General features: G+C 67.8%; 12 protein-coding genes. 9 read left to right on the forward strand and 3 right to left on the reverse strand.

Annotated elements, in window-relative coordinates:
- Window positions 1-23 precede the first annotated feature (23 nt).
- The 4 genes from ACW174_RS00105 to ACW174_RS00120 all read left to right on the forward strand — a co-directional run bounded on the left by ACW174_RS00105 (window position 24) and on the right by ACW174_RS00120 (window position 4404).
- Entirely contained in the window at window positions 24-944 is a 921-nt protein-coding gene (locus ACW174_RS00105) for a FecR family protein (protein ID WP_492015666.1), read from the forward strand.
- Entirely contained in the window at window positions 941-3259 is a 2319-nt protein-coding gene (locus ACW174_RS00110) for a TonB-dependent receptor (protein ID WP_492015667.1), read from the forward strand. The genes ACW174_RS00105 and ACW174_RS00110 overlap by 4 nt, the downstream gene beginning before the upstream one ends.
- A 104-nt stretch (window positions 3260-3363) precedes the next feature.
- Window positions 3364-3894, forward strand: coding sequence for a porin family protein (locus ACW174_RS00115; RefSeq protein WP_492015668.1), 531 nt, complete (start codon window positions 3364-3366; stop codon window positions 3892-3894).
- A 60-nt stretch (window positions 3895-3954) separates the two neighbouring features.
- Window positions 3955-4404: an Ada metal-binding domain-containing protein gene (locus tag ACW174_RS00120; protein ID WP_492015669.1), complete on the forward strand. Its 450-nt coding sequence runs from the start codon at window positions 3955-3957 to the stop codon at window positions 4402-4404.
- A gap of 72 nt (window positions 4405-4476) precedes the next feature.
- Here the strand turns inward: ACW174_RS00120 and ACW174_RS00125 are convergent, their stop codons facing one another.
- Together ACW174_RS00125 and ACW174_RS00130 are read right to left on the reverse strand one after the other, a co-directional pair.
- Window positions 4477-8430 carry a beta strand repeat-containing protein gene (locus tag ACW174_RS00125; protein WP_492015670.1) on the reverse strand — a complete coding sequence of 1318 codons (3954 nt, stop codon included), beginning with the start codon at window positions 8428-8430 and terminating at the stop codon, window positions 4477-4479.
- 193 nt (window positions 8431-8623) lie between these two features.
- Entirely contained in the window at window positions 8624-9523 is a 900-nt protein-coding gene (locus ACW174_RS00130; protein WP_492015671.1) for an SDR family NAD(P)-dependent oxidoreductase, read from the reverse strand.
- A 183-nt stretch (window positions 9524-9706) separates the two neighbouring features.
- On the opposite strand from ACW174_RS00130, the gene ACW174_RS00135 reads away from it, so the two are divergent.
- From ACW174_RS00135 to ACW174_RS00155, 5 genes are all read left to right on the forward strand, one after another.
- The gene (locus ACW174_RS00135; protein WP_492015672.1) at window positions 9707-11878 is read left to right on the forward strand and encodes a TonB-dependent receptor; all 2172 of its coding nucleotides are present in this window, start codon (window positions 9707-9709) and stop codon (window positions 11876-11878) included.
- An 88-nt stretch (window positions 11879-11966) separates the two neighbouring features.
- Entirely contained in the window at window positions 11967-13556 is a 1590-nt protein-coding gene (locus ACW174_RS00140) for an AMP-binding protein (protein ID WP_492015673.1), read from the forward strand.
- A gap of 73 nt (window positions 13557-13629) precedes the next feature.
- Window positions 13630-14376 (forward strand): TetR/AcrR family transcriptional regulator, encoded by a 747-nt coding sequence (locus ACW174_RS00145; RefSeq protein WP_492015674.1) that lies wholly within the window; start codon window positions 13630-13632, stop codon window positions 14374-14376.
- Between the two features lie 34 nt (window positions 14377-14410).
- Window positions 14411-15703, forward strand: a complete 1293-nt coding sequence (locus tag ACW174_RS00150) for a spinster family MFS transporter (protein WP_492015675.1) — start codon at window positions 14411-14413, stop codon at window positions 15701-15703.
- Window positions 15703-17343: a carboxylesterase/lipase family protein gene (locus ACW174_RS00155; protein ID WP_492015676.1), complete on the forward strand. Its 1641-nt coding sequence runs from the start codon at window positions 15703-15705 to the stop codon at window positions 17341-17343. Before ACW174_RS00150 ends, ACW174_RS00155 begins: the two co-directional genes overlap by 1 nt.
- A 28-nt stretch (window positions 17344-17371) precedes the next feature.
- On the opposite strand, the gene ACW174_RS00160 is transcribed toward ACW174_RS00155, so the two are convergent.
- The gene (locus ACW174_RS00160; RefSeq protein ID WP_492015677.1) at window positions 17372-18733 is read right to left on the reverse strand and encodes a DUF6880 family protein; all 1362 of its coding nucleotides are present in this window, start codon (window positions 18731-18733) and stop codon (window positions 17372-17374) included.
- Window positions 18734-18820: the final 87 nt, after the last annotated feature.

Here is an 18820-nt window from a genome sequence, read left to right on the forward strand (position 1 = left end):
GGCGGCGTCTCGGAGGCATGGGGATGAGCGCCACCGACAGGATGACAGAACGTGAAGCCCTGAACTGGCTGGTTCGCGTCAATGATCCCGACTTCACGGACTGGGAGGCATGGGAGGCCTGGATGGCGGCCGACGCCGGGCATGGCGAAGCCTACTGGCGGCTGGCCGAGCTTGAGGGCGACGCGATCGAGGCCCTCAAGACCGCCCCCGCGCGCCGCAGGCCGACGATGCGTCGCGGTTTCGCCCTGCCACGCCGTGTCGTGGCGGCGGCGGCGGTCAGCGCCCTTGCGCTCGGTATCGGCTGGATCGGCTGGTCCGCCCGTCCGCAGCCGTGGTTGATCGTGACCGCGCCGGGCGAGCAGCGCACCGTGACCCTGGACGACGGCTCACAGGTCGTTCTGGACGGTGCGACCCAACTCGCGCTCGACCGGCGCAAGCCGCGCGAGGTCGCCCTGAAGGCCGGCCGCGCCCTGTTCGAGGTCGAGCACGACGCGACCCGCCCCTTCCTTGTGCAGGTCGGCGACACGACCCTGACCGACCTCGGCACCGTGTTCGACGTGACCCGTCTTCAGGACGGAGCCCGCGTGTCCGTGTCGGAAGGCCAGGTCCAGGTCGACGCCGGCTCCAGTCGCGCCGTCCTGAACCCGGGCGACAGCGTCATCGCATCGCCCCGGGGACTGGAGCGCCGGACCGTAGATATCGATGGCCTGGATGACTGGCGTGAAGGCCGCCTCTCGTGGGACGGCGAAAGGCTGGATGTCGTCGCCCAGGATCTGGCTCGCGTCCTCGGCCGGACCGTCACCGTATCGCCCGATCTGGCGGCACGACGCTTCAGTGGCAGCCTTAACCTGCGCGGGACAGCGGCGATGCAGAGATCGCGCCTCCAACTGCTGCTGGGCGTGTCTGTCGTCGCGGACGGCGAAGGCTGGCGGCTGGAGCCGTGACCCCCGCGACGCTGGTGGCGCTCGGGTTGCTGGCGCAGTCCGGCACGCCGCGGGCCTTCGACGTGCCTGCGGGTCCCGCGGTTCCGGCCATCAACCGGTTGGCCGCGCAGGGCGGACTGGACGTGGTCATTGCGACAAACCTGTCGGGTCGCCGCACCGGGGCCGTTCGGGGCCACATGACCGCTGAGAGCGCGCTGGAGCAGATGCTGCGTCCGCTGGACGCGCGCGCGCTTCGCATCGGCGACGGCGTCTACCGTATCGAGGCGCGCCCCCGACAGCCTGTGCGGCCCGCTGATCCACCGCCGGCTCGGGTCGTCGACCTGCAACCGACGCCCCTCAGCGAGGTGGTGGTCACCGCCGTGCCCCCGGTGGGTCTTCAGGACACCGGCGGAGGCAGCCTCATCCCGCCCGGGGCCCTGCAACGGATCGAGGGCGCGGCGGCCAGTGACGCGATCGCCGACCTCTCGGCCACCGTGGACTCCACCCGCCAGGGCCTTGGCCGCAACAAGTTGTTCGTCCGCGGCCTTGCGGACTCCGCCATGAACGGGCCGCTTCAGGCGACCGTTGGCCAGTATCTGGGCGACCTGCGCCTGGGCTACGGTTCGCCCGACCCCGACCTGGCGCTGATCGACGTTCGCCGCATCGAGGTCTTCGAGGGGCCGCAGGGCGCCCGCTTCGGTGCGGGTTCCATCGGCGGCGTGCTGCGCATCCAGCCCGAAGCCCCCAGACCCTCCGAACGCTCGGCCCGGATGATTGTGGGTGGAGCCCTGACCTCGGGCGGGTCTGACAGCCGCGAGGCGGCCCTGATCCTGAATCAGGGCTTCGGCGCGGAAGGCGCCGGGCGGCTGGTCGCCTACATCCGTCACGACGGCGGCTTCCTCAGCAATCCCGGCGAGGGTCGCAGCGCGCTGGACAGTGTCGACACCCGGGGTGGACGCGTCGCGCTGCGCTGGATGGACGACGGCTGGAGCTTTGATCTGACCGGCGTCATCCAGCAGGTCTCCGCGGAGGACTCCCAGACCGTCCCAGCGGATCGGGCCGGCTTCAGTCGTTCAGGCCGGGTGCTCGAGCCCTACCGGAGCAATTTCGTCCTGACGGGACTGACCGCGCGGCGGCGGATGGGCCGGGTGACCCTGACCTCCGCCACCAGCCTCTCGCGTCAGGAACTCACCGAGCGCTTCGACGCCAGCCAGCCGGGCGCCCCCCTTCCCGTCGCCGTGGATCGCCGCCAGACCCTGTTCGCGGTGTCTTCCGAGTCCCGGATCGAGATGACAGACCGCCACGGCTGGACCTGGGCGGGCGGCGGCTCGGTGGCGATGGGCGAAACCCTGGTTCAGCGGCGGCGCATCGATCCGTTGCCTTTGAACGTGACAGCGCAAGGCGTCGATCTGACCCGCAGCTTCGCGGAGGGCGCCGCCTTTGGAGAGGTGTCGCTGTCCCCGGCCCCGGACTGGCGCGTCGCGGTCGGCGCGCGCCTGTCCGCCACCCGAATCGACAGCGATATCCGGGACGTCGCCCTGTCGATGCGGCTCGGCCGCGATGCCCGCGGCATCAGCTTCCGCCTGACCCCCAGCCTCTCGGCCCGCTGGGACGCCGCCCCGGGTCTGACGCTCTTCGGCCGTTTCGAACAGTCCGTCCGACCTGCGGGCGTCAGCGAGGCGGGCGGCGCCTTCGAACGCTACCAAGGCGATCGGGTCACCCTGCTGGAGTTCGGCGCCCGATCCCGCGAAGGCTGGAACGGCCTGTCGGGAGAAGCTTCAGTCGGCTGGATGGACTGGCGCGACGTCCAAGCGGACATCGTCACCGAAGGTGGGGATTTGGTCACCGACAACGTCGGCGATGGGGTCATCCACTTCATCTCTCTGAAGGCCGCCTGGCGGCCGACGGATACGCTCGACCTGTCCGGCGGCGTGTTCCTGAACCAGAGCAGCCTGACCCGCACCCGCTACAGCACCATCGGCGGCGGTACGACCGACATCCCCAATGTCGCCCCCGTCGGCGCCCAGTTGAGTGTCGATTGGGAGCCGGGCGAGATCGCGACCCTGCCGGTGAGGATCGGCGCCGACTTTCGCTACATCGGTCAGTCGCAGTTGGGGGTCGGACCAATGCTGGACGTGCCGCAAGGCGGCTATCTGCGCTCGGAGCTGACGGCCAGACTGGGCGACGAGCGGGCCGCCGCGGTGCTGCGCATCTCGAACCCGTTCGACACCCGCGGCATCCGCTACGGCATCGGCTCGCCGTATCAGTTGTCGGAGCCGCAGGCTGTACCGGTGCGTCCGCTGACTGTCCGACTGACTTTCGAAGCCGCCTTCTGAAGAAAAACGCGGACGACCGTAAGGCGCCTTCGCGCCGACGGCGTCCTGAGAACAAGGCCGCGACGGCGGTCTTGCTTCCCCTCGCTTCAGAAGACGAGTTCCCCATGTTCAAGGCCGCCATCGCCGCCTCCGTCCTGCTTCTCGCCGCCGTGCCCGCCGTCGCCTCGGCGCAGGATGCGCCCCGCCTGTACGGCAGCCTCGGCTACAGCGCCGTCGACACCGGCCAGGCCGACCTCGGCTCCGTGACCGCCCGCGTCGGCTACAAATTCTTGCCTCATCTCGGCGTGGAAGGTGAAGCCGGCATCGGCGTGAAGGACGAGAGCTACGACGTCTCCATCGGCGGCTCGTCGGGCGCGATCGAGCTCAAACAGGACTTCGCCGCCTACGCCGTCGCCTTCCTGCCGCTGGGTGAGAATTTCGAGGTCTTCGCCCGCGCCGGCTACGGCTCCACCGCCATTGAGGCCACCTCGGAGGGCGTCACCGTCCAGGCCGATGGCGAGAGTTTCAACTACGGCCTCGGGGCCGCCGCCTTCTTCAGAAACGACGGTGTGCGGGTCGACTGGACCCGCCGCGACTTCACCGATGACGCCGGCGAAGCCGACGTCTGGTCGGTCAGCTACGTCCGCCGCTTCTGATGGAAGGGATGGGCGCGCCCTCCGCCCCCGATCGGCGCGCCCATTCTCCCCTCTTTCCAGATGGAACAGACAGCCACCATCGAGACCGCCAGCCGGCGTAGCCGTCTGGCCCAGATCTATCGCCGTGACCCGACTTCGGAAGGCCGGTTCTGGTGCTCGGTCGTCACCACCGGCGTCTACTGTCGCCCGACCTGTCCGGCCCGACACGCGCGCCCCGAAAACATCCGTCTGCATGAAACCCTCGCAGAAGCGCGGGCCACGGGCTTTCGCCCCTGCGGGCGATGTCGCCCCGAAGAGCCGTCGATGGCGGACCGCCACCGGGCGCTGATCGAGACCGCCTGCCGTCTGATCGACACGGGCGGACCACGCTCACCGCAAGACCTGGCCCAAGCGACCGGACTCTGCGCCTCCCAGTTCTACAAGCTGTTCCGCCGCTTCACCGGCACGACGCCGTCCGGCTGGGCCCGACGCGCGCGCGTCGGGCCGCCCTGGCCGCCCGCGCCACAGTGACCATCAGCGCTGAACAGAAAAACGGCGCCGCGGGTGAGCCCGCGGCGCCGTCCGTCTGTCAGCCCCTCAGGCTCAGGCCCAGGGATCGATGGCGTTGAACGGGCCTGTGTGGCCGGCCTCATCACCGTGGAAGACATCGAGCAGATGCAGCATCTCCGGCGCCGACCCCAGCGACGCGCCGATCCAGACAGGCTCCGACCGGTTGTCGTGGAACACCAGGAAGTCGTCCGACACTGCGGGCAGGATTTGCGGCCCGAAGTCCGTTCCCCCCAGATCGAGGAGGCTGTCATCGATCACGCCCGGCAGCACCTGGGCATCCGTGAAGCCGGTCTTGGCGATCGACTCCAGCGGCGCCGGAGCGGGCGAATAGGTCAGGGTCCGGGTCGTGGCCCCGGTCGTGAACTGCAGCGTCTCAATGCTGGACAGGAAGGTCGACCCATCCCGACCGGCGACGCTATCGACGATACGGTAGCCGTTTTGCTCTTCCGTGACGGTGTACTCTGACTGGGCGCCACGCAGGATGACGGTGTCGTTCCCGTCGCCGCCGTAGAGGTCATCATTGCCGCCGCCGCCGATGAGGACGTCGCCGCCGTCGCCGCCGCTGATGACGTTGTCACCGCTGTTGCCGACGCCGCGGAAGTTGCCGACGCCCGCGAAATACATGTCCTCGATATTGGCCCCCATGACCTGATAGCCGCGATGGGCTTCAATCGTGTCGCGGCCTTGGCCCGCCAGTTCGATGATCGTGTCGTTGGCTTCCAGGACATAGAGGTCGTCCCCAAGACCGCCATGCAGTTCGTTGGCCACGCCTTGGCCGCCGATCAGGGTATCGTCGCCGGCCCCGCCGATCAGGACGTCCCGTCCCAGCCAGCCGTCCAGCACATCGTCGCCCGAGCTCCCGACCAGAAGGTCGTCGAAGGCCGATCCGGACAGGGCCTCGATCGAGGTGAAGCTGTCGGTTCCACCTTCGCCGTCGTTGAAGGCCCGCTGCAGGTCGAGGCGGGCATAGACGCCCGAGGTGGCGAAGGCATAATCCGCCGTATCGATCCCGGCGCCGCCGTTCAGGGTGTCGTTGCCGCCCCGTCCACGCAGGACGTCCTCGCCGATGCCGCCGTTGATGATGTTGTTCAGAACATTGCCGTTGCCGGTGAAATCGCCCTGGCCGACATAGGTCAGGTTCTCGACATTGGCGCCCAGGTTAAGGACGCCGAGGGTCGTCTGCACGGTATCGACGCCGCCGCCGGCGGTTTCGACGATCGTGTCGTTGGCGTCCAGAACATAGGTGTCGTTGCCCGCGCCGCCGTACAACTCGTTCGAGGCGCCCGCGCCGCCGGCCAGGATGTCGTCGCCCGCGCCGCCGATCAGAACGTCGTAGCCCGCGCCGCCGGAGAGTCTGTCGTTCAGGACGCCGCCGACCAGCAGGTCATTGAAGGCGGACCCTACCAGAGCCTCGATCGAGACGAAGGTGTCGGTGGCGCCGTCGCCGTCATTGATCGCGCTCATGGTGTCGAGGCGGGCGTGCACGCCCGCCGCGGCCAGCGAATAGTCCGCCGTGTCGACACCGGCGCCGCCGTTGAGGCTGTCGACCCCGCCACGGCCGGCCAGCACGTCATCGCCGGTTCTGCCGGTGATGACGTTGTTCGTGGCATTGCCGATCAGGGTCTGGCTGCCCGTCGCGATGGCGATCAGGTTCTCAACGTTCTCGCCCAGTGTGTAGGTCGAAGCGGAGGAGCGGACGGTGTCCACGCCCTCATTTTCCGCTTCAATCACCGAGTCAAACTCGCTGTCCACCAGATAGGTGTCGTCACCCAGTCCGCCGTCCATCGTGTCGTTGCCCATGGCGCCGTCGATCAGGTCGTCGCCGGCGAAGGCGCGGATATAATTGTTGGCGTCGTTGCCGATCAGCTCATCGGCGAAGTCGCTGCCGACCACGGACTCGATGCTGATGAGGGTGTCTGTGCCGCCGCCGTGAACAGCGACGCCGGTGGCCAGGTTGACGGTGACCCCGCTGGCGGAGTTGGCATACTCGACCATGTCGGCGCCTTCTCCACCATCCAGGGTGTTGTCTCCATCGAAACCGATCACGGTGTCGTCGCCTTCGCCGCCGATCAGGACATTGTCGCCGCCATTGCCGATCAGGACGTCGTTGTAGGCGCTGCCGGTGACGTTCTCGATATTGAAATAGCGGTCGCCGTCCGACTCTCCGACGATGCCGATGGTGCCGGCCAAGGTGACGAAGACGCCGGCGCCCGCGTTGGTGAAATCGGCCGTGTCCGTTCCGTCTCCACCGTCCATCCGGTCGGCGCCCGGGCCGCCGATGAGAATGTCGTCGCCGTCGCCGCCGGACAGGGTGTTGTCGCCAGAACCGCCGATCAGGGTGTCGTTGCCCGCCGTGCCCTCCAGCGTGTCGGCGTCGCCGTCCACACCGGTGATGGAGACGGTGACGGTCGCGGTTGAGCCGTCGTCCAGGGTGTAGGTGAAGGTGTCGGTCGCCGTGGTGTTGGCCGCGCCGGATGCGGGTCCCGGCAGGTCGTCGAAGGCGCCGTTCTGATCGTAGGCGAACGTCCCGTTGGCGTTCAGCGTCAGCAGGGCGCCGGACGGCAGGGTGATCTGCGTGCCGACGGCCGCAGCCGAGCCGTTGACGGCCGCGACGACCAGGCTGCCGCCCGCTTGAGGCTCATCCACGCCCGCGCCGTTGTCAGCGAAGACGTTGCCGGTGATTGCGTCGTCGCCCTCGGTGGTGGCGAAGGCGTCGTCGGACACGACCGACAGTTCGTCCTCCGAAGTCACATTGACGGTGATCGGCGTGTTGGTCGGGGCCTGCGTGTCATTGCGGTAATAGACGAACTCACCGCCCTGGTTGCCGAACACCAGGTCGAGGTCGCCATCTTCATCGATGTCCACGAAGACGGGCTTCAGCACGCCGCCGATGAAGCCCATGAACGGGGTTGCGTCGGCGAAGACGCCGTCATTATTGATGTAGGCGCTGACATCACCGCTGCGCGCCATGGCGATCACGTCGAGGTCGCCGTCGCCGTCAAGGTCGCCGAACGCGATCGAATTGCTGTTCTGGGTCTGGATTGAGGCGAAGGGGTTGGCGGCCCCGGTCTGTTCAGTGAAAACGCCATCGGAATTCGTGAGGTAGCGGAACGATCCACTGCCGCCGACCGCCGTGCCGACCACGGCGTCCAGATCACCGTCACCGTCGAAATCAACCAGGGTGGGCGTGGCGTAGCTCGCCGCCGAGAAGGTGGCGAACGGGTTGGCGGCGCCGGCCGCCTCGACGAAGCCTGCGCCGGCGCCCATGAAGGTCCGGATGGAGCCGTCCTCGTAACCGATGACGAAGTCGGTCTGGCCGTCACCATTGATGTCGCCGGCGGCGACGGCCGGCGCATTGCCATGGTTCCCGAGACCGAAAACGTCGACGCCGACGTAGTTGAAGCCGCCGGTTCCATCGCCTGTGAACAGGTAGTTGCCGCCGTAGTATTCGCCGCTGATGAGATCGAGATGGCCGTCGCCGTTGTAGTCGAAGAAGGCCGGACCGGACCAATATCCGACCTCGAAGGCCAGGTTGCCCTGCTGAACCAGATCGGTAATCTGGAGCGGGGCCGTGATGACGTCGCCGGCGCCGTCCGTCAGGGTCATCGACAGGTCGCGCGTGGCGGTCGGCGTGTTGCTGCTGTTGGCGTAGGTCAGGTTTTCGATCAGGGCCTCGACGGACGCGGCCGATGCGGCGCTGTTGAAGGTGATCGTCAGGCTGTCGCCCTCGCCGCCGGCCAAGGTTCCGATGACTACGCCGCCGAAGGTGACATTCGCGCCGGACAATCTGATCTGGCCCGCGCTCGTTCCCTCGTCGCGGACCGAGATCGTGTCTTCGGCAAGCAGACCCGACAGGACCAGCGTGCCGCCGCCGAAGCCGCCGCCGGTGTAGTTCAGGCTGACGTCGCTATCCATGATCTGCGGAGCGCCGTTGACCGTGTTTTCGACAAACGTAATCGACGGCGCAAAGCCGGTAAGCGTGCTCATGAATGCCCCTTGAGAGATCAGAAACCCTGATTCTAGGCGCCGCTTATCGCTTGCGTAGCAGCGCTACGCCATGCTCAGGCGTCCCGGAATTGCGTCCATTCGTACCGGTCGCGGACGTGAGTGCGCGCGTTCGGCGAAATCGGGACTCCTTTCCCGCCGGAAGCGTCGCAGAGCGATAAAACAGTCAGCGCTCTCAAGCCGCATTCAAGGCGTCTTTCGCGGTCCGATCCGGATGCGCGACCTCATGCGTGTACTGCGCGGCGCCGGACTCGGGGACCTGCTCGGCCGCGCGGTCGGCTATGCTCTGCCACTGCGCCGCGATCCGGTCGGCGGCGTCGGGCGCGTCACCGACATAGATGCCCTGCGTCATGGTGATGTGGGCCTGTTCGAACGCGCCCGCGCCCGCCAGAAGGATCGTCCGTGTCGGCGCCGTCTCGCTGGCCAGAGCCACCACGCCCGGACTGACCAGATCGGTCGACAGGCCCTTCAGATCGTCGTCGGAGTACAGCCCCTCGGTCATCTGCGTCGCGGCGCTCGGCGCCAGGCAATTGACGTGGATGTTGAACTTTCGCCCCTCCAGCGCCAGCGTCTGCATCAGCCCGACCAAGGCCATCTTGGCGGCGCCGTAGTTGGCCTGGCCGAAATTCCCGTACAGGCCCGACGACGAGGTGGTGAAGATCACCCGGCCATAGCCGTTGTCGCGCATATGCGGCCACGCCGCTCTGGTCAGGTTGACGGATCCCATCAGGTGGACATCCAGCACCAGGGCGAAGTCATCCAGATCCATTTTGGCGAAGGTGCGGTCGCGCAGAATCCCCGCATTGTTGACCAGAATATCGATCCCGCCCCAGCGCTCGACGATCCCGGCCACCATGGCGAAGACGCCTTCGCGATCCGTGACGCTGCAGGTCCACGGCAAGGCTTCGCCCCCGGCGGCCACGATTTCGGCCGCCACGGCTTCGCAGGCGGCCGGCTGCAGATCGTTGACGACCACCTTCGCCCCATAACGGGCCAACGCCAACGCGTGGCTGCGCCCCAGTCCGCCGCCCGCGCCTGTCACGATGGCCACGCGGCCCGTCAGATCGATGCTCATGCTGGTCTCCCTGTCGCGGCCATGGCCGCCTCGCCCCGTCGGAACGACCGCACTCTGCTGATGTTGGCCGAAAGGTCAATCTTCACTAGCCGACGGGTGAGGATTGACGGGGTCTGGAATCGGTGAGACGTTCACGCCACGACGCCGACAGAGCGTTCGAGGAAACATCGAGGGAGGAAGACCATGGGGCGCAAGCTCTGGCTGACCACATCCGCTGCCGTTCTGCTGTGGGCCGGAGCCGCCCAGGCTCAGGACTCTGCGCCGCAACGCACCGACAACCCGCAGGACTCGACCGCGCTGGAAGAGGTCGTCGTCACCGGCGAACGCCGCACGACCAACCTGCAGACCACCGCCGTCGCAGCGACCGTCCTCACGGGTGAAAACCTGCAGGACCGGGGGGTCTTCTCGCTGGAGCAGCTGCAGTTCGTGGCCCCGTCGACGACGGTCCAGAATTTCGGGCAAGGCAACTATTTCAACGTCCGCGGAATCGGAAAGTCCGAGCCCACAACCGCCATCGGCGTGGGCGTGACCACCTACCGCGACGGCGTCCCGACCTTCCCGGGCTATTTCCAGACCGAGCCCTATTACGACATCGGCGGCGTTGAGCTGCTGCGGGGGCCGCAGGGCACCTTCGCCGGCACCAACGCCACGGGCGGCGCCGTCTTCATCACCTCCCGCAACCCCGACTTCTCGGGCGTGAACGGCTATGTGATGGGCCAGATCGGCAACTACAATAATCTGAAATTCCAGGGCGCAGTGAACGTGCCCCTGTCAGAAACCCTCGCCGCCCGCTTCGCGGTGAACAGCGAGCAACGCGACAGTTTCCACGAGATCACCGGCCCGTATCGCGGCAGTCCCGGCGATGTGGAATCGAACAGCGTGCGCGCCAGCTTCCTGTGGACGCCGACGGCGGCCCTGACGGTGCTGTTGAAGGGCGACTACAACAACCTCGACTTCGGCGGCTATCCGGCGGACCCGGCCCTGGCCACCAACGATCCGTTCAAGATCACCGCCAACGGCCCCCATTCGGGTCAGGACGAAACCGCCCGCGTGTCGCTGAACGTCAGCTATGTGCTCGACAACGGCATCACCCTGCGCTCGATCACGGGCTATCAGGACGGCATCAGCGAATTCTCGACCGATCTGGACGGCACCAGCGCGCTGAACAACACCTTCTATGACCGCGTCGAGGAAGACGTCTGGTCGCAGGAGTTCAACATCATCTCGCCGGACAATCAGCGCCTGACCTGGCTGGTCGGCGCCTTCTGGCAGCAGGATCACGTGACCTTCCCGGTCACCACCTTCCCGCAGGGCGCCTATCACGTCGGATTCCCCGAGGGCGGGTTCGACTACTACATCTTCGGTGAGACTCCGAAGGAGACAACGGCGGTCTTCGGTCAGATCAGCTATGACATCTCCGACCGGCTGCAGGTGCAGCTGGGCGCCCGCTGGTCGGAATCGACCTCGCGCAACGAGAACGTCTACACGACCTATCCGGCCTTCGGTCTGGTCCTGCTCCAGAATGACGAGGTCACGGCCGAGAAGACCACCGGCAAGCTGAGCATCAACTACAAGGTGGACGACAACAACTTCGTCTACGGCTTCGTCGCCAACGGCTTCAAGATGGGCGGATTGAACGCGCCCAACTTCTATGTCCCGGCCAGCGCCTTCGGTCCTGAAGACGTGGTGGACTACGAGCTGGGTTGGAAGTCGACCCTGTTCGACGGTCGCGTCCGCACCCAGCTGGGCGCCTATTACATGACCTATGAGGGCTTCCAGGTCGTTGTCGGCGACCCGACCACGCCGCTGTTCAGCTCGATCGTCAACGTCCAGGACGAGACCGTGCTGATGGGGCTGGAAGCGTCGGCGCAGGCGCGGATCAATGACTGGACCCTCGACGTGGGGGCCGCCCTGTCCAAGTCGGAGCTCGGCACCTTCTTCGCCGCCGATCCTCGCATCACCCGCACCGGGACCTGTGACGCCAGCACGGGGCCGGCCAGCGCCAACTGCCTGAACCTCAGCGGCAACAGCCAGAGCTATGCCCCTGAATTCACCTTCAACATCGGCGTCCAGCGCGACTTCCACCTGCCCAACGGCGCGACCCTGTCGCCGCGCATCGACTACGCGCACATCGCGGAGTCGTGGACGAGCATCTTCAACAACCCGGCCCTCGGCGACCAGCTGGAGGCCCGCAATCTGGTCAACCTGCTGCTCAGCTACAAGACGGACAACTGGACGCTGGCGGCCTATGCGCTGAACGCGACCGACCAGACCTACATCGCCGCGATCAACTCGGGCCTGCGCTACGCCGGACCGCCGCGGCAGTTCGGCGTCAACCTGACCCGGACTTTCTAAGCCCTGAGGAGGCGGCGGCCCCGCGGTCGCCGCCCCTTTTCTTCGCCGGTTCTCCGGCCCCAGTAATCGTACGGACTTACGCTCAAGGATGATCGGCTCCTTCCCCGGCCCCATGCAGGACTATGCCCTGACCGTTGATCGTTTCCTCGATCACGGCGCGAAGTGGCACGGCGAGGCGAAGGTCGTCACGGCGGGCGCCGGCGGCGACGACGCCGTCATCGGATACGCCTCGCTGCGCGGGCGGGCCAACCGCTTGTCCGGGGCCCTGCTCGACCTCGGCCTGAAGCCCGGCGACCGCATCGCGACCCTCGCCTGGAACACCCAGCATCACGTCGAGGTCTGGTACGCCGCCATGGGCGTCGGCATGGTCTGCCACACCCTGAACCCCCGTCTGACCCTGGCCCATCTGGCGGCCATGGTCGCCAAGGCGGACGACCGTGTTCTGGCCGTCGGCGCAGGCCTGCGCGACGTGGCCGAGGCCCTGCTGGACGCCTGTCCATCGCTGGAGCGGCTGATCCTGCTGGACGGTGAAACCGCCGAAGCCGGACGGACCGACATCATCGATCTTGAAGGCCTGCTGGCGGATCGCGGTCGACCCGCGGACTGGGGTCTGGTCGACGAGACCGCCCTGGCCGGCCTGTGCTTCACCTCCGGGACCACCGGCGCGCCCAAGGGGGTCGCCTACACCCACCGCTCCAACTACCTGCATACCCTGCGGGCGCTACAGGCGGACTCCTTCGCCCTGACCGCGGACGACAATGTGCTGGTCGCGGTGCCGATGTTCCACGCCAATGCCTGGGGACTGCCGTTCGCGGCCCCGGCGGTCGGCGCCAACCTGATCCTGCCGGGACGCGTCACGGACGGCGCCAGCCTGGCGCGACTGATCGACCGGCATCAGGTCACCGTCGCCGTCGGCGTGCCCACGGTCTGGCTGGGCCTTCTGGACCATCTCGACGCCGTGGGTGGCGAAACCCACAGTCTGGAGCGCATCATCATCGGCGGCTCCAGCTGCCCCGACAGCCTGCTGCGGCGCATGGAAGAGCGCTTCGGCGCGACGGTCCAGACCAGCTGGGGCATGACCGAACTCTCGCCGTTGGGCGCCATTTCCCCTCGCAGCAGCCAGCCGGGCGCCGCGCGCGGTTCGGGCCGCCCGCCCATGGGACTGGACCTGCTGCTGACCGATGCGGATGGCCTGCCCCTGCCCGAGCAACGCAACGCCGTCGGCCATCTGAAGGTGAAGGGTCAGAGCGTCGTCAACGCCTATTTCGGTGCTGATGCGCCCGCTGTGGATGCGAACGGCTGGTTTGACACCGGCGATCTGGCGACGCTGGACGATGCCGGGAACCTGACGCTGGCCGGCCGGTCAAAGGATCTGATCAAGTCCGGCGGCGAATGGATCAACCCGGTCGAGATCGAGGAGATCGTCGGCGCCCTGCCCTCGGTCGGTCTGGTGGCCGTGATCGGTCGCGCGGACCCCAAGTGGGGCGAGCGTCCGTTGATGGTGATCGAGCCCGCGCGTGGTCAGGAAATCGACGACGCCGAACTGAAGGCCTCGTTGAAGGGACAGGTCGCCGACTGGTGGATCCCCGAGCGGATCGTGCAGGTCGAGACCATGCCGCTGGCCGCGACCGGAAAGATCAACAAGACCGTACTTCGCGCCACCTATGGGGCCGCATAGGATGACCGCCGTCTCCATAATCGAGTCGGCGCTTCACCGTGAGGGCGCGCCGGACCGTCCAGAGGTTCGCGCCATGACCACTCCGCCCCGCATACCGCGCCGCAAGGCCGAACAGCGCGCTGAAAGCCTTGAGCAACTGCTGGATGCGGCGGAGGAGCTGTTCTCCAAACACGGCTTTTACGGGGTCACGATCAAGGACATCGCCGAAAAGGTCGGGGTCCACAAATCGCTGGTCCATTACTATTTCACCGACAAGCAGGAGGTGTTCGACAAGGTCATGGCGCGGCGCGCGCCCGTGACCAGCGGACGCCGGATGGAGGCGCTGGACGCCTATGCCGCCGCCACCGGCGGCAAGCCGACCGTGGAAGGCGCCTTGCGGGCCTTTCTCGATACCGATCTGGACACCTATTCGACCGGTGGCGACGGCTGGAGGCATTTTGGCGCCCTGAGCGCCCAGATCAACAACACCCCCACCTGGGGCGCCGAGGTGATGGATCGCCTGTATGACCCGGTCGTCCTTCGCCTCATCGGCCTTCTTCAGCAGGCCATGCCCGACGCGACAGAGGAAGACCTGTTCTGGGGCTACCACTTCGTCACCGGCGCCCTGACCCTCAGCCTCGCCCGCACCGGCCGGATCGATCAACTGTCGGGCGGGAAATGCAGGTCGGACGACTTCGAGTCCATCAAGGAACGAATGGCCGCCTTCATGGCCCACGGCTTCATCGGCATCTGCCGCGACCGTGCGGACGCCCGACGTCGTGAGGCCGGCAATGATGACCAAGTTGCGCTGACCCCGCCCGCTGCCCCTTTCCAAAAATAGACGGACCATCAGGCCCGCATCCGAGGAAACCACCATGAGTGCGACGCCGATCCCATCCAAAGCCCCGTCGGTGGGCCGAAACGCCTGGGTCGCCCTGGGCGTCCTGTGGTTCATCTATGTGCTGAACTTCCTGGACCGGCAGCTGCTGTCGATCCTGGCCAAGCCGATCCAGGATTCCCTGCACATCAGCGACAGCCAGCTGGGTTTGCTCGGCGGACTCTATTTCGCGTTCTTCTACTGCTTCATCGCCATCCCGGTCGGCTGGCTGGCCGACCGGACGAACCGGGTCTGGGTCGTGTCCATCGCCTGCGGCATCTGGAGCGCGGCGACCATCGCCTGCGGCCTGGCCAAGACCTTCCCCCAGCTGGCGGTGGCGCGGATGACGGTCGGCTTCGGCGAGGCTGGAGGCGTGCCGCCGTCCTATGCGATCATCACCGACTATTTCCCGCCGCGGCGCCGCGGTCTGGCGCTGGGCCTCTATAATCTCGGACCGCCTTTGGGCATGGCGCTGGGCGTCCTGTTCGGGGCCCGCATCGCCGCGGAGTTCGGATGGCGCGAGGCCTTCATCGCGATCGGCGTCCTCGGCGTTGTGGCCGCCTTAGTGACGCCCCTTCTGGTCAAGGAACCGAAGCGCGGCGGGCTGGACCCGGCCACCGCCGCAACAACAACCACCGTCGTCGCCAAGGCGCCGTTCTGGGCCACGGTGGTCGACTTCTTCCGCAACCCGACCCTGCTGCTGGCCGCGCTCGGCAGCGGCGTGACCCAGATCATCACTTATGGCTTCGGCAATTTCACACCGTTGTATCTGCAGCGGGAACTGGGAATGACGCCGCAGGAACTGTCGATCTGGTTCGCCCTGATCGTCCTGTTCGGCATGGGCGGGGGGATTCTGGCCTCCGGCTTCCTGATCGACCGCTTCACGCGCCGCTCCAAGACGGCCTACGCCCTGTTGCCGGCCCTCTCGCTGATGGTCGCCCTGCCCTTCTATCTGGCCTTCCTGTGGGCGCCGACCTGGCCGCTGGCGCTGGTCATCCTGCTGGGGCCGACGCTGATGAACTATTTCTACCTGTCGTCGTCGGTGGCGCTGGTTCAGGAGGAGGTCGCGCCCAACAAGCGGGTCATGTCCGGCGCCCTGCTGCTGCTGGTGATGAACTTCATCGGCATGGCGGTCGGGCCGACCTACGTCGGCTTCGCCAGCGACCACTTCGGCTCGCTGCGCACCGCGCTCTTCACCCTCGCTCCGGTCTATCTGGTGGCGATCGGCCTGTTCCTCTTGCTTGCGCGCCGGCTCGGTCGGGACACCTCGCGCGCGGGAGGAGCGGCTTGATGAGGCGTCTGCTCTCCCTGGCGGTCAGCGCCCTGGCCCTGATCGCCGGCGCCCCGGCTCACGCCCAGACCGTGACCGCTCCGGCCGGCGCCGTGCGCGGCGCGACGGACGGCGGCATCGCCAACTTCAAGGGCATTCCCTTCGCGGCCCCGCCGGTCGGAGAGATGCGCTGGCGTCCGCCCGCTCCCGCCGCCCGCTGGACCGGCGTGCGCGACGCCACCCGGTTCGGCGCCGCCTGCATCCAGCCGACGCCCGTTGTCCAGACCATCTATTCGGCCAATATCGGCGCGACGAGCGAGGACTGCCTGACGTTGAACGTCTGGACCCCGTCCACGACCGGCAAGGCGCCGGTCATGGTCTGGATCCATGGCGGGGCGCTGGTCAGCGGCTCCAGCAAGGAGACCTTGTACGACGGCGCCCGATTGGCGCGCGAAGGCGTGGTGGTGGTGTCGATCAACTACCGCCTCGGCGTCCTGGGCTGGCTGGCCCACCCCGACCTCAGCGCCGAGACCCCGCTGGGCATTTCCGGCAACTACGGCCTGATGGATCAGGTCGCCGCGCTGGAGTGGGTGAAGCGCAATATCGAGAGCTTTGGCGGCGATCCGGACAATGTCACCATCGCGGGCGAGTCCGCTGGCGCCCTGAGCGTACTGTACCTGATGGCGTCGCCGCTGGCCGACGGCCTGTTCGACCGGGCCATCGCCCAGAGCGCCTACATGATCTCCACGCCCGAGCTGAAGACCGCCCGCTTCGGGGCGCCGTCGGCGGAAGGCGCGGGCTCGGCCCTGTCGCGAACCCTTCAGGCCCCCAGCCTGCGGGCGCTGCGCAGCATGGACCCGCAGACCCTGACCGACCGGGCCACCATGGGCGGTTTCGCGACCTTCGGCGTCGTGGACGGCAAGGTCCTGCCGCGCCAGATCGTCGATACGTTCGACCGCGGCGAACAGGCCCGGGTTCCGGTGCTGGCCGGTTTCAACAGCGGCGAAATCCGGTCGCTGCGGATGCTGGCGCCGGCCACGCCCGGCAGCGCCGCCGACTACGAGCGGATGATCCGCGAGCGCTATGGCGACATGGCCGACGCCTTCCTGCGCCTCTACCCGTCCTCGAATATGGGCGAGAGTATTCTGGCGACCAGCCGCGACGCCCTTTACGGCTGGACCTCCGAGCGGATGGTGCGGTCGCAGACGGCGGCGGGCCAACCGTCCTTCCTCTATCTGTTCGACCACGGCTATCCGGCGGCGGATAACGCGGGCCTGCATGGCTTCCACGCCAGCGAGCTGCCCTTCACCTTCGGCACGCTGGACCGCACGCCCCCGGCCTGGCCGAGGGTCCCTGACACGGCGGATGAGCGACGGCTGTCGGACGCCATGGTCGGCTACTGGACCAGCTTCGTCCGCACCGGACAACCGCAGGCCGCCGATGCGCCCGCGTGGACCCCTTACGGCGACACCGCGTCGTGGATGGTGTTCCGCGATGCGCCGACGCCCGGGACCGCCCTGTTTCCCGGCATGTTCGAACTGCATGAGCAGACCATGTGCCGGCGTCGGGCGACCGGGACGATCGGCTGGAACTGGAACACCGGCCTGGCCTCCCCGGCCATGCCGCCCGCCACGACGGGCTGCCAGAGCCTGATCGGCTGATGCCGTGGCTCAGGCTCCGGAGTTCGCTCTAGCGGCGCGGGGCCCGATAGGTCCCCATGTCGGTCCTGAGACCGGCGACGAAGGCGGCATGGCCGTCGTCGCCGGAATCGGTCGCAAGGCTCTCGGCCTCGTGGACCAGGCCCTCGACCTCATCGCTCATGCCGGAGCCCAGCCGGATCAGGGTTCGCGCCCGCGCCCTGAGGAGGATCAGCGCCGCCGCTGGATAGCGCGCGGACAGGCGGGACGCCCACAGGGCGGTGTCCTCATGCCCGCCCCTGAGCTCACCGCCGCGCGCCTCGACCATCTCCGCCGCTTCCCGCAGGGCGGGCCAGCCCATCAGGAAGGCCAACCCCTTGACCGGGTCGAAATAGCCGGCGGCGTGGGCGAAGGCGCGGTCCAGGGCCACCACATCCTCAAAATCCGGCAAGCGCGCGATGATGGCGCGCAAGGCGTCCGGCGACAGGGTGCGTTCGAACAGGGCCCAGCGCGCGTCGTCGGCCTCGGCGGTCCGGCCTTCGGCGTCGAGCACCGTGATTTCGGCCTCAAGCCAGGCTTCGGGCGGCGGGGGCGCCGGCTCGGACCTGCGGCCCCAGCGGGATGCCGGCGGCGGGGCGGGCCGCGAGGCCTCCAGCGCCGCCCGCGCCTCCCCTGCCCGACCGGCGGCGGCCAGTCTTGAGGCCATGACGGAGCCGACCTCCGGCCGATGACGGTCGTCGTCGGGAATGGCGCTGATCCAAGCGTCCAGATCGCCGCTGCGTTCCGCCAGCTTGCGCACCACCAGCGCGAGTTTCCCCGTCGGCCGCGGCCTGCCCTGCGTCAGATCGGTCAGCAGGGCGCCGGCGACGGCCGGGCTGAGGTCGCCCACGCCCCGCCCGATCCACGACGCCCAGTCCGACAGCCGGGTCGCCAGCGCATCCGACAGGACCGGCACGGCGCCGTCGGGCCCCAGGGCGGACGCCAGAGCCGCCAGCTCGGCCGTCGCGCCGTCAAACAGCAGGGCCAGCTCGCCCTTGGGATCCTTCACGCGCAGGGCCAGACCGGGATAGAGATCGAACCACGCCACCATCCGGTCAAAGGCCAGCCGGGCGTCCAGCTCGGACAGCCGATCCACGATCATGCGGCGCAGGCTCTGCAGGTCGCGGACCAGTTCAGGCCGCTTGCGCCATGAGACGCGCACCCGGCTATCACCCAGCGCCGTCAGGCGCTTGTCCAGCTCCAGCGCGAGGTCAGGCGCACCGACCTCGCTCGCCAGCTCCATCCGCAAGCGCCGCTTCCACAGGGCGTCGCCGCCGGCGACCTCCATCAGCAGGGCAGCCAGCCGGTCTGCGCCGAGAACGGCGAGGTTGGCGGCGGTCAGGGTCTTCTTGGGGGTCGCGGGGCGTTTCGCCATGGGCTCTATCTAGGGCCTCGTTCCGGCCCGGACAAACCGGGCGACCGATTGTGTGAAACCAGAGCCCGAATTCGTCGATCGGAGCGA

The organism is Brevundimonas sp. AVps31, assembly GCF_058681355.1.